Annotated in this window: 15 protein-coding genes; all 15 read right to left on the bottom strand. The window is 38.3% G+C overall.

Going from position 1 to position 12,303, the window contains the following annotated elements; all coding sequences use genetic code 11:
- Nucleotides 1-16: 16 nt before the first annotated feature.
- The 15 genes from ACTW1R_RS03980 to ACTW1R_RS03910 all read right to left on the bottom strand — a co-directional run bounded on the left by ACTW1R_RS03980 (nucleotide 17) and on the right by ACTW1R_RS03910 (nucleotide 12,253).
- Nucleotides 17-430 carry a phage tail protein gene (locus ACTW1R_RS03980; protein WP_489927439.1) on the bottom strand — a complete coding sequence of 138 codons (414 nt, stop codon included), beginning with the start codon at nucleotides 428-430 and terminating at the stop codon, nucleotides 17-19.
- Between the two features lie 12 nt (nucleotides 431-442).
- A complete protein-coding gene (locus tag ACTW1R_RS03975) occupies nucleotides 443-805 on the bottom strand; it encodes a hypothetical protein (RefSeq protein ID WP_489927438.1) in 363 nt (120 codons plus the stop codon).
- Entirely contained in the window at nucleotides 805-1,347 is a 543-nt protein-coding gene (locus ACTW1R_RS03970; RefSeq protein WP_489927437.1) for an HK97 gp10 family phage protein, read from the bottom strand. The genes ACTW1R_RS03975 and ACTW1R_RS03970 overlap by 1 nt, the downstream gene beginning before the upstream one ends.
- Nucleotides 1,337-1,687: a hypothetical protein gene (locus ACTW1R_RS03965; RefSeq protein ID WP_489927436.1), complete on the bottom strand. Its 351-nt coding sequence runs from the start codon at nucleotides 1,685-1,687 to the stop codon at nucleotides 1,337-1,339. Before ACTW1R_RS03965 ends, ACTW1R_RS03970 begins: the two co-directional genes overlap by 11 nt.
- On the bottom strand, nucleotides 1,684-2,019 hold the full coding sequence (locus ACTW1R_RS03960) for a phage head-tail connector protein (RefSeq protein ID WP_086317159.1): 336 nt from the start codon (nucleotides 2,017-2,019) through the stop codon (nucleotides 1,684-1,686). The genes ACTW1R_RS03965 and ACTW1R_RS03960 overlap by 4 nt, the downstream gene beginning before the upstream one ends.
- A 162-nt stretch (nucleotides 2,020-2,181) precedes the next feature.
- Complete coding sequence (locus tag ACTW1R_RS03955) at nucleotides 2,182-3,201, bottom strand: major capsid protein (protein ID WP_252704441.1); 1,020 nt, start codon at nucleotides 3,199-3,201, stop codon at nucleotides 2,182-2,184.
- Nucleotides 3,202-3,223: 22 nt separating this feature from the next.
- Nucleotides 3,224-3,550, bottom strand: a complete 327-nt coding sequence (locus ACTW1R_RS03950; protein WP_489927435.1) for a hypothetical protein — start codon at nucleotides 3,548-3,550, stop codon at nucleotides 3,224-3,226.
- Nucleotides 3,551-3,569: 19 nt separating this feature from the next.
- Entirely contained in the window at nucleotides 3,570-4,235 is a 666-nt protein-coding gene (locus tag ACTW1R_RS03945) for a DUF4355 domain-containing protein (RefSeq protein ID WP_489927434.1), read from the bottom strand.
- 1,053 nt (nucleotides 4,236-5,288) lie between these two features.
- Nucleotides 5,289-5,489 (bottom strand): hypothetical protein, encoded by a 201-nt coding sequence (locus ACTW1R_RS03940; protein ID WP_489927433.1) that lies wholly within the window; start codon nucleotides 5,487-5,489, stop codon nucleotides 5,289-5,291.
- Nucleotides 5,486-7,084 carry a polymorphic toxin type 50 domain-containing protein gene (locus ACTW1R_RS03935; protein ID WP_489927432.1) on the bottom strand — a complete coding sequence of 533 codons (1,599 nt, stop codon included), beginning with the start codon at nucleotides 7,082-7,084 and terminating at the stop codon, nucleotides 5,486-5,488. Before ACTW1R_RS03935 ends, ACTW1R_RS03940 begins: the two co-directional genes overlap by 4 nt.
- A gap of 12 nt (nucleotides 7,085-7,096) precedes the next feature.
- Complete coding sequence (locus ACTW1R_RS03930) at nucleotides 7,097-7,300, bottom strand: hypothetical protein (RefSeq protein ID WP_086317145.1); 204 nt, start codon at nucleotides 7,298-7,300, stop codon at nucleotides 7,097-7,099.
- Nucleotides 7,293-8,732 (bottom strand): phage portal protein, encoded by a 1,440-nt coding sequence (locus ACTW1R_RS03925; RefSeq protein ID WP_167823126.1) that lies wholly within the window; start codon nucleotides 8,730-8,732, stop codon nucleotides 7,293-7,295. Before ACTW1R_RS03925 ends, ACTW1R_RS03930 begins: the two co-directional genes overlap by 8 nt.
- Nucleotides 8,733-8,745: 13 nt before the next feature.
- Nucleotides 8,746-10,041, bottom strand: coding sequence for a PBSX family phage terminase large subunit (locus ACTW1R_RS03920; protein ID WP_489927431.1), 1,296 nt, complete (start codon nucleotides 10,039-10,041; stop codon nucleotides 8,746-8,748).
- Nucleotides 10,026-10,805 carry a terminase small subunit gene (locus ACTW1R_RS03915; protein WP_489927430.1) on the bottom strand — a complete coding sequence of 260 codons (780 nt, stop codon included), beginning with the start codon at nucleotides 10,803-10,805 and terminating at the stop codon, nucleotides 10,026-10,028. Before ACTW1R_RS03915 ends, ACTW1R_RS03920 begins: the two co-directional genes overlap by 16 nt.
- Nucleotides 10,806-11,032: 227 nt before the next feature.
- Nucleotides 11,033-12,253: a helix-turn-helix domain-containing protein gene (locus ACTW1R_RS03910; RefSeq protein WP_489927429.1), complete on the bottom strand. Its 1,221-nt coding sequence runs from the start codon at nucleotides 12,251-12,253 to the stop codon at nucleotides 11,033-11,035.
- Between the last annotated feature and the right edge of the window lie 50 nt (nucleotides 12,254-12,303).

Genomic DNA, 12,303 nt, shown 5'->3' with positions numbered 1-12,303 from the left:
ACCGACTCGGGGTTAATTACTTTGCTGGAGCTGGTGTGATATCTGGACCGTCACTTACAACGATACCTAAGTTAAACCCAATCGCTTGGTTAACTTCAGCTCCATCAAATTTGTAGTAAGGCTCGCCAGTGAATTCAGCTTTCAATCCGTCTGGATATGTGATCGTCCAAGCCACAGATTTGCCAGTTTCAACCAATGCATGGACATCTCGGAAGTTGTCCCCTTGATAAACGATCGCAAATTCAAAGTTATCTACATCTTCGATACCTTTGATATAAGCTTTCTTTTCTGATCCCAAGTGTGTAACATCAACTTTTTCTGGGTCACTGCCCAATGCCGGGATAGATTTAACTGCTGCTACAGTTTTAGTTGTTGCACCATCTTTGTAGGTTAAGACGGTACCTTTTGATAATAGTCCTGCAAAATCCATGTGTAATTCCTCCTATTTTTTGTAAACATATTTCGTAACATTATCAACTACAGCTGTTACTTCAACGATGATTCGCTTTAGATCAGCCGTGTTAGCATCTTTAGCGGTACCAGAAAAACCAATACTACCGAATGTGCTTAAAACACTTTCAGCAATACTGGTCTGGCTTTTGTCTCCGTATAATTCAACTGTGATTGTCCAATCTGTTTGTAACTCATTACCCAACGAATCAATCTGATGTGGTTTATTGGCTGTCCTATAAATAGCCAATGGGAATGTATTCCCAGTTGAAGGATAGTCCGTGGCAATCTTTTTGATGTCAGTGACGGCTTGTAATACTTCAACAGTGACTGTCTTCATATTCACTCGTTCCATCACTTCAACTCCCTTAACTTCCGTTGTACATGCTCTTTGTAGATTTCTGGTGCTTCACCGATCAAATCTACTAAAGAAGGATACAAGAACGGTCGTGCTGGCTGTCCTTTGGTAATGTAGAAGTCTGTACCTTGAACAGTCACACGAGGAATACCGTATATAGCTTCCAAATCCACAGCAACATCTTTTGCTGGGATAAACCATGCTGTTTGCGAGTAAACTGGTGTAAATCCTTCTGGTAAGTCTTTTTGACTAGCTTCACCGACAGGACCAGTACCAACTTCACGAAATAGCGCTTCTTGCTTGTCGGACCAGACACGCCCAACAATTTGGTTTTGTGCGTTGATCACGACTTCGTTCTTCAAACTACCCAATAATTCTCCACTTGAATATTTCATGCTAGATGATAACCGCAATTCGGCAACTTGTTTGATCAACTCGGTGATTTCAAAAGTCGCATCCCACATCGCATCATCTAAAATTTGAGGCAGTGCTTTGGCTTTTCGATGTAAGCTTTCCAGTCCTTTGATTTCAACTCCCACGATTATCATTCCTTTCTAGCATAATGTTCTTGTGTGTCGAAAATGTCTGGATAGATTTGATTGTGAAGTCTGGTTCCTCGTCTTTGCCAACATATACACAAACACCATCTAGTTCGTTTTGCGCCTCGTTAATCGTATCGCCTTGATATTTGCAAGCTTTCATTGTTTCAAGCTTGCTACCGTAGATTTGTACGTTTACTGTGCCGCTTGCTGCTTGCACGTTCATTCGTAATTCAATTGGATCAAACGGGTATATGACTATTTCTTCTGCTTCTTCGTCATGAGTGACTTTTCGCTTTTTTAGGTAGACTGTTTGCAAGTCTCGTTCTCTAAGTCTCATCTGAACGACCTCACTTTAGCCACTCTGTAGCGATTGAGTTTTGATTGGATCTTTGCAGGCACACCAATTTCAAACGATTGAGATACGCCGCCCTCAGTACGAGCGGTTTCTCCTTCGTTTCCTTCAGTATTTCTGCGAAAGATATACAAATCTTTAACAGAAGACGACATATTGCCCACAAGTACATCTCGATTGCAATAATCCAATGCATCATACATTGCATCTTTGATATCATCTTTCAAAACTTCTACGGCCGTTGGATCCGTGATAGAAAACTTACGCCCTAGTTCGACAGCAAGCTTATCTAGGACAATTTGATTTTGTTCGTTCATAAGCTATCACTCCTTTGAGTTAGCTTTTTTCTTCTGTTGTACTTCTTCAAAGAGAGTTGAGTTAAAATACTTCTTGTCGATTTGAAGTGTTTCTCCTGATTTATACCGGTGTCCATCATAGAACACCGGGGTATCTTTAACTTTTACCTTCATAAGCTAGACCTAAATCGGTTGTGCTTGGAACACTTCATCAGCAGCTGCAAATGAAGGTAATGCAGTTGCAACAGCTTTTGTCCAAGTTCCAACTGGATCACGAGTTTCGTCATATACAGAAGCTAAGACGTTTCCGACTAAGCTGGTATCGACAGCCGGATCACGAGTCAAACGAGTTTCTTCTGCGGTTGGCCCATATAATGTTTCTCCCAGCAAGTCGTCATTGAACATTGCAAATTTGTTTTCTGGGAAGTATTTCTTAGTAGTGTATGTTCCATTAGCTTCCTGTACTTTGTATTTTTCATCGTAGGTACGGATCACTGGATAACCATGAGTTTCCATAAATGCATCCAGATCAGCTTGAGAAACTACACGACCAGAATCTTTGCCGAAGATTGCTGCAATGATTTTAGGATGGGTAGCAAGTGCACGATAGATTTTGCGAGAAGTCAATGCACGAGTTGGCTTAGTATCCAATGCATCAATCCAACGTTCGATATCAGCCAATGGATCAGAATTTTCATTCGTCCATACGTTTGTACCAGTCAAAGCTTCTTTGTGTTCAGCAGGCACATGGTAATCAAGTGTAAAGTTCAATCCGTTTTCTTTAACAGTCACTTGACCAGCTGCTAATACTTCCATCCGCATAGCTTCCACTCGAGCGCGAACACCAGCTACTAACTGATCGATGTCGTTGTAAACTTGTCCTACTAGATACGCTTGTTCTGCTGGTGTACGTGGGTTTTCTAATGCAATAATGTCTGTTTCTTTCAATTGCATTTTGCGTTTGATCAAGCTTAGTTCTAATTCTTGCTTGTTAGCAATACGGCTACCGATTTCAGCCTCAGTATCGAAGTCGTGGATAGATGCTGCGATAGGGATACGGCTACCACCGCTTAATTGATCCAATTTCAAAGACGGTTGTTTGCGCTCTGGGAAGAGTGTTTCACCTAGTAAAGGTTTATATTCGCGATCACGAACATAGCTTAAAACTTCATTTTGTGTAAATAATTCCATAATTGTTGGCATGCTTATTTCCTCCTGCTTTCTTTTATTCTCCGCTGTCAGCGGCTACTTTTGGTTTTTTATCAGCATCTAAGAAGGTGATATTCTTCAGTGCAATGATGGCAGCATCCGTTGGCGCTTCTGGCAAACGATCAGCCAATACATAACCACCCACAAGGATTGCTACTGGTTGCGAACCTGTTTCGGCATCTACAGTTACTGAATTGAATACAATACCTAAAGCTGTACCGTCATTAGCTGGATAAATTTCACCAGCTTTAAAAGATTTGTCAGCTTGGTAGGTAAAGTTTTGGAACGTTGCGCTAGCTAAGAAGTTTAATTGCTCAGCTGTTTTGATTGGTTTTACATACATTTGTATTTCCTCCTATTTTTTATTTCCAAAAGTTATCATTGTCTGCTTTTGTACGACTGTTTGCATTTTTGGCATATTGACTACCGATTGATTCTGCTTCTGAACCGCCACCATTACCTGCTGGGTTATCAGCTGATCCGGCAAGACGAATGTTAACTGCTTGCTCAACTGCTTCACGGAATGCTTTAGATACATTGCCATATGCTTCATCCAAATTCTTTTCATCACCGCCGAACAATGGTGCCAAAACAGTTGATAGCGAATCAGGCAGTTTATCAGTAGAAAGGCGTTTGATTACACCCGCTTCGTCTTTATCACGCTTCAGAGCCACACGATCGGCTTCTAATTGATCACGCTCTTGTTGCAACTCGTATTGTGCTTTTTCTTCGGCAGACATTTGACCTTTTTTCTCAGCATCTTTAATTTTTTTATCTGCTTCTTCTTGCCATTTAGCCTGCGCCTTTTCGATAGCTTTAGAAATACGTTTGTCAACAACAGAATCAAATTCAGATTGGCTGGTAAAAGAAATTGGTTTGCTTTCTCCATCACCTTCATCGCCATCTTGGCAACCATCTGTACCGTCACCTTCGCCGCCTTCAGCAAAGAACTGCAGTTTCATCTTCATCAAACGATTGACACATACCTGTCCTACAAATTGGTTCATTAACAATTTATTCCCTTTCATAACTTTCTCCTTTACCCATGCACACTCAAAACAGGCATAACAAAAAGCACCCCATCCACGCTTTCGCCCAGATACAGTGCTTTTACTTTGATATTCCTTTTTGAATCCACACACGTTTTTAGATTCTACTTAGCTTTTAAAGTCTTCAAAGTGTTGGACAAAAAAACTAGTGACTTACTACGCATTATTTTAAATATTTACCTTTTTTATAAGTATCAATAGTTAATTTTCGGTCGTTCCATAAAGCTTTTTTATGATATAGTTAATCAGTTATTAAAAATAAATTTTTGGAGGAGATTGACATTGAGTTACTTATTTTCAATAATCTTGATAGCATTTTGCATTTCTTTGTATTTCCCTTTTTGGTATTTACTGATATATAAATGGCAAACTAACATACGTAAAATCGATTGGTACAAATTTGGACAATTAGTTTTTAATACTCTTTTAGTCTTAATAACTTTTTTTACCCCAGCACTTTTGTATTTATGTGAACCCTTGCCAAATAATACAGAATTAAAAACTATTTCAGATAGAGTGTTAGCTTTTGCAAAACCATACCTTTTTAAATTGATATTTGTTTATCTCATTATATTTTTTATCATATATAGAGTTCAAAAAAGTTTTAGCGCTAAGAAGAAGTACAAAATACTACAGATTTTATTAATAGACAAAAACTTTCAAAACATATCATCTGAATTTTTCACCCTTGTAATTAGTTTCATTATTCTGCTATACCCTGAAACAGAAACTAACCAAGTAAAAGCTTTTAGTTTAATGCTATTCTGTCTATTATCTTCGAATTTTTGTTATTTGATTTTTGAGAATGGTTTAAAAAAGTATTCGCTAAAAGAATTACAGTGACCACCTTTTAAAAATAGACAGTTATTCTTTACTATTTTGATAACCTTCCGCACCTAGTGGAAGGTTATTCGTCCATTTAGAGAACTACTTCCACAATCATCAAGGTCTAAATCTGTAAATTTCATCTGATTATTTTCTTAATTTAATGTACAAAAATAGCACATAACCTTTTTATTGGTTAAAACGCTATTAGTTAATTATTTCGATTTCCTTTACTTCACTTTCGTTGAAACCAACATATTTATATTTATCAGTTTCAATTGTAATTTCATCATAAAGTTCATCATCAGTATCAAGCTTGCCAGTGAAACCATTACAGAATCCACTTAGAACTTTATTGTCAGTAAATGTAACTTTTATTTTCTTCCCAAGATATTGATGAAGATTCATTCTTGATTTCTCCCTTCATACGGAACAACATGTGTTCGTTTTTTTGAGTAATGTATCTTAAAGTAATTTGTTTTACTTTCATTACCTTGATTGACTGTTATTCCTTCAAACTCTTTAGCATAAACTATTTCTTTGTTACTTCTCCCGTTTCTATCCCTTTCAACATTACCAGTACCAGCGTACTTATCAAGTAACTCTTGAATATCCACGTCATCATTAAAATAACTTTTCCCTTTATCAACTGTAGATTTCATATGTGGTGCTTGCTTGTCAGTATTTATGACAGAACCATACCTTCCGTCTTTCAGACGAGATTTAACAAAGTAATGATCTCTTAATTCATCCCATTCATTACCCTTATTATACTTGCTATCCTGGTACTTATCCAATATCTGAGGTGCATTCTTATACCCTATTACATTTTTTAAGTTTCTGTATTCAGCATTATCTTTTGTAGCATTTTTTATCTTCTTTTTTTGCAATGCTATTTCTTCTTCAGAATACTTTTCTTTCAGCTTGTTCATCCAATCGTTATAGGTCGTCTCACCTTTTATCAAAATGATTTTGCCGCTAATAGGATCCAAAGCGTTTCTAGGAAGCTTCAGCGTGCGTTTGCTGTACATGATAGCTATTGTTCTGCACCAAGGATGGAAAGGCGGATACGTTCCGCTAGAACCGTTTACCTTTGCTTCAGATACAAGATAGATCTTATGATCTTTACCCTTACAAATTTCAGATGTTCGCAAATCCAACACAGCAACAAGCATGTACTCTTTTACGCCGTTGTTTTGCCACGCTTTTAGTTTTGCTTGGTTAGCCATGTAATTAGCTTCTGTGCGTATCAAACGCCTAGCGACGCCAATAGAGCGGTCAAACTCATTTGCTATTGCCTTAGCCATTTCAAATTCTGACATACCGGTCATAGACTCCACGGCGAACAGATCTTCTAACCTTGCTGCTAAAGCTTCAGTATCGCCCCACAGCCGTTTAGAATAATTTGATTCATGCCAATGGCTATCAAGAATGTTTTTCGTATACCTGGTAGATAATTCTTTGAACTGATAATCCTTTTTATTCCACACCTCTATGACTACACCATTCTTGGCATTCTCTTGCGCCTTACGAATGACCGCTTCAGCAGTAGCCTCACGATATGACTCATGAATAGCATCTACATAGAACTCTGTCTGCTTTTCTAGCTGAACATCAGCAACTTGCTTAGAAACTAAAAAAGACTTGGCTTTCAAGTCTTCTGCACGAGTGATACGCTCTTTAAATGCTAATGCTTGCAATCTGTTTTTTGCTGAAGATTGTAATTCTGGATCTTTAATCTGCTTGGATAGCTTTCTCAATTCTGCTAATTCTTCAACTGATGTTGTTTGATTCAGTATCCGTTTAGCTTCATCCTCAGATAGTCCAGAACGTTGCTGAGAGCGAGCGAATAACTTTCTAACCTTTTGGGTTAAGTAGGTCTGTGCTTGTCTGTATGCCTTGGCTACAGCTTCTTCGACTTTGATTGCGCCATCGTTTATCTTTTGTTCAGCATCAACATTGCGGCGCTCCCAGTAGGATAGCTTACGTTTCTTTTGAGCCATTTAATCAGCTCCTTATTTCACCCCACCAGTTAAAATGCTGATAGAAAATTTTAAAGCTTGCTCTTCGTTAAATCCCTCTTCTAAACATTTATCAAACAAATATTTCCCTTGCTTGGCTATATAATCTAAACCTTTTTGCATTTCAAAGAAAGTGGCCTCAAGTGTTTGGTTGTTCTCATTCATCTTCATTAGTTCGTTTAGCTGCTTTTCATTCATCTTCTTTGCCCTCCCCTGGCTCGTTGTCCAATTCCGAATGACTGTCTTCAGCTTGTACACCCAATGCTTTGGCTTGAAGCTTCATATTTTCCTCTTTTTGCTGATTCAACATTTCAACTACTTCTTGCGGATTGTCAATGTCATCCAACCATCCCAGGCTAATCAACAACGGGATAAACTCTTGTGACTCCTTGATTTGATTGATGATATCCGATCGGTTGATTGGCAAGTTAGGTTTGAACTTGACTGTTGTTCCTTCGACATCAACGTTATGGCCTTTTACATTTAAAATGTTTTGCAACAATTCCAACCGCTGCATGATTCCATCTTCTAAGTATCCAATTTTAATTGATAACACAAGTAGCAATCCAAACAACTTGTACTTCATAGCTTCACCTGACTGGGTTCCAGCGAAGTTCTCGTCGTTCAGGTTAGGAACATAAGTAGTCTTGTGAAAATCGTCTAACAAAGAATCAGCAAGTGTCTGTACTTGAGTCTCATCGAATGTATTCGTAGCATACTGGAAATCTCCACCATCTGATTTGGCTGGCGCTTCAATGGCCATTGTTCCATTTATCTCATCTGGTTTTTCGTCAGGCAAACCAAATCCGAACATAATCATAATCGCTTTGACAAAGTTCTTCTTGTCTTTGATACGATCAGTCTGCAAGACGTTGTACCCATCTATTTGGGACAATTGCTGCTCATAGTCGCCTTGTTTTTCTTCATTGTTCCGAAATTCAACTACAGGCACATCCTTATAGTAATGTGGTTTGAACTTCGGATTAGGAGTTCGCTTTATTAAACTAGTCTTATCCAAATGTTTTGTTTTTGAGTAATAAATGATTACTCCTTTTTTTGTATAAACTGATATTTCCCAAAATGTTCTTCGTTTTAAATCCCGCTTTTTAACCATACGAACAGCAAATAGTTTCGTTCGGTCGATAGTATCATCAACAACAAGAAACATTCCTCTTGGATCAATCCATGCAATCTTAGGTATGGTTTCAGGAACATCGTTTCCTTTGGTACCAGGTTTAATAGCAAGGTAATGTAACTCAAGCCCCATGCCCATTGTTGATAAACCTTTTTCTAATTCCTTATCGTGCTTTTTGATTTTCATCTTTTCTAACGCTTCTGTGACTGGTGTAATATCTTTATCCTTTGCTGGTGCATAAGATACAGGAGCGCCGACTGTGAATCCGACCATCATGTCCGTTACATATTTGGCGTTATTTACGAATATTTCGTCCATATCGTGTGGTGTTCGAATCTTCGTTTGCCCAATTTTATGCGGTTTACCTTCGTAGTAATCAAACAACATATCTAGCCGTGGTATTTCTTTCTTATGCTCATCCATGCAGAAATTGATTACTTCCATACTAGGGTTATTAATATCACCAGCTAATTCACGATCAATAGCAATTGCCATTCTTTCACCTTCTTTATTCCATCCATGTAGGACGATTAGTAATTTTAACTTTATTGCTCTTGAAGATAATCGTGTAAACGAAATATCTTACAGCATCCATTGCGTGGTCATTTTGCTTTATTGGCTTATCCTCCCCACGATCCATTGCTTTAGAATCCCATATATATGAACTAAATTCCTTAAGCGTATTCACACAAGAGGAATTAAACGCTATTTTTTCTTCGTTAAGGAGAGTACTAACAAAACGAATGCCATCTAGCACATCATTTTTTGCTTTTCTTATTTTGAAGTTTCGCTTCTTTAATTCGGCAATAAAAGAAGCAGCAGACGGATCTACAATCACCTCTTTGATTCGTATACTTTCTGTAAACTTCTGTAGTTCATCAGCAAATTCACTGTCTGTTTTTTGTTTCTTGCTATCACGTCCAGAATAATAGAACTCCTTCACGCAATACCAAATGCCATCTTTGCCTTTTTGCCACAATAAAAACACGGTAGCGTTCTGCGTACCGTAGTCAACGCTTATATAATTATCGCCAAAAATAAAATCAATTAGTTTATTGTAGACATGCTTTGACTGATCAAACATATCGTAAATAACGCCTTCAGCAACTGTCCACAAACCAAGAATATATCGTTTGTAGAAGACTCCTGAATACATGCTGCGATATCTCTTCTTGATTGATTCATCTAAACTAAGGTTGTCTTCCATCGTAAAGTGAAGATACACCAGATTTTTTTCTTTAATCTTGTCAATCCAATTCAGTTTGAACCAATGATATGGGCCATCTGGGTTGCAGTTAAACCAAAACTTGGAACCTTTCTCGGAACAACGCCCAGTCGCTTGGTTTACAAAGGATTCTGGCATAAGTGCTACTTCATCAAAAAACATGCCAGCTAATGTAATACCTTGAATCAGGTCTTGAGATCGTTCATCTTTACCACCAAAAACATAAAAGTAATTGGTATTGCCTTTTTTAGTCACTTCCAACATATTGTCAGCACGATGATCTTTGTATCGATATCCTCTTGATAGAAGCATGAGTTTTAACCAAAAAAGAACATTCCGCCGAAACGAGCCGATTGTCTTACCTGCCATACCAAGGTTCTTACTGTCAAATGTTGACATAGCCCACATGACATATGATAAACACATTGAAATAGTTTTGCCTGAACGAATAGCGCCATCGGCTATTATTCCATCTTTGTCTTTGACAGCAGACTTCTTGGTCCACCATGTAAGAATCATCTTCTGCTTTTTGCTGAAAGGTTTGAACTTAAATGCTGCCTGTTTTACTCTTCTGGCCATAGTTCTTCACCTTCAGCTTCCAATGCTGCCAAGAAACCATCGTCTTCCATCTCAAACTCTTCGTTGCCATCCTTATTCTTAGCAATAGCTGCAGCAATCTGTACTTCTCGCAACCGATCTCCACCAAGATATTTCATAAGTTCTGACATTGCTTTTTGCTTATCGTAAAGCTTAACAGATACACCGTCCTTGCCTTTTTTCACTTCTTGAATAAGAGTGCCATCAACCGAATCCGAATCTTTTAATCGTACAAATGACACTGGACCCTCGCTACCATCACTGAACTGAACTATTTCTTGTCCGAACTCTGTAAAATCAGTGATATCAGAAAAGGCTTGTTTTGCATACTCGCTAATCAAATCTTTAACATCTAAAAACATATCATTTTGCAATTCAGCTTTGAGTCGATGCAATTCATTTTTAATGTGAACATTTGTCAACAATCTATTTCCAGCAGTTTTGGCGGACTGATAGTCGCATTGGTATGATTTCTGATATGCTTTAGTAGCGTTAAAACACTCTAAATAGTAAAGGCAAAACAGTTTTTGTTGCTCTGTAAGATCATCATTATCTATTACTGGTTGCACCTCTTTTTTGTGTGCAACCTTTTCTTTTTTTGTTGCACCCTTTATTTCAGGAGGTGCATTCCACTTTCTAGACTTCCAAGACTTAACTGTATTTATAGATACATCATATTTAGCGGCTATGTCTTTGTACTTCATGCCGTTTTGATAATCTATGTATGCTAACTCCCATTTCTGCACATTAACGCCGCCACCTTTCTATAAATATCTGTGCAACCTCTGCACAATATGCGGATCACTCTTCCAACCATGTCCAACATATATCAACCTATGCCTATCGATATACTCGTCACTAAACTGGCCATAGCATTCAAGCAATGTGTGCTTAGGTTTCAACTCCGCTTGTCGGATGTTCTTATGCCTTAGTATTCCTACTGATAGTTGGATGTAATAGTAATGCATATCAGTCACTCCAACTCATAGATTACTTTCAGCTTGTCCGCTGAATACTCAAAGGCCTGTGTGCTCTTATAGTTCATTGTGTAACCATTCTCCGACTCATACTGATCATTAGGTTTTATTGTTCCTAACTGCCGATGAATCACGCCTTTAAGGTTTTGAGCTTCCATTGAGTGATAATGCCCTTGGTGAATCTCTAGCCAACTACTCTTGCTCCATACGTCTCGAAACTCGGTAGCGAAAAGCATAGGATAATCGCCTTTTTTCCCAAAGTGTCCATGAGTGAGCATAATGCCTACATTGTCTAGCTGATATGCGATCCTTGGTAGGTTGTGTTTGTTTACCGTTACTTGTGGATAGAGTGTCTCTAAGTACATTAGAAACAAATACTCAAAGTCACTGTGATTACCACTGGCAAATTCAATTCGCACCTCTGAGCTTTTTCTTAATGATTCATCGATCAGCGTAATGAAGAATGTTTTAGCCAACTCAATTGCTTCGACCATATCCACATCTTCAAGTTGGGTACCTTTGATCGTTTGGCTTGCCTTCATAGCGTTTGAGTGAAAGATGTCCCCCAAAACTTCTATGACGATTGTCTTATAGCCTTTATTTATGATTGCTAATACATCGGATAGGTAGGCTTCAAACTTTCGTTCCGACAAAATAGGGAAGTGCAAGTCAGCCAACGGTATGACTAGATTGCACTTCCCTTTGATAATTGGTTGAATAGTAATCGACTTAGTACTTTGCAACAATTTTGCAGCCAACGCTTGGATGCTCACTGCTGCCCTCGGCTTAACAACTATCTTTGGATGATAAAGCTGTATAAGTCCATCTACTTGGTTGTTCTGCTCCCAGATGTTGTTAGTCGCTTGGACCAGTTCCCAGTTTTCGGGATCATATCCGTGTGCTTGTAATACATAATCAGGATTCTTTGACTGCTCTTCAGTCATACGCAGCTTGATAAGATTTGTCTGAGTACCATCTGATTTGATTTCTGTAGATACTACATTCTTCTTAGACTTATCAGTTTGCTTAACACGCATGTTCTTTTCACTCGGTGGCAACTTCAACCTGGCACGTTTACTTCTAACACTTGGCCAAGAAAAGACTTTGCCGAACTCCTCTGACAACATAGGTGCTATCTCTATATTTGTTAGTCCTTCATTTGCCAATTCCGACAATCGCTTGACCTGCGGTTCCGTCCATTTAGTAATGATTACCACCTCACGTTATTCTTATATTAAAAAGTTACCCACAATAAAAAAACACCCAC

It is taken from the genome of Enterococcus sp. R12, assembly GCF_058135755.1.
Note: the sequence above shows the minus strand (reverse complement) of the source record. Positions and strands in the feature narration are given on the sequence as shown.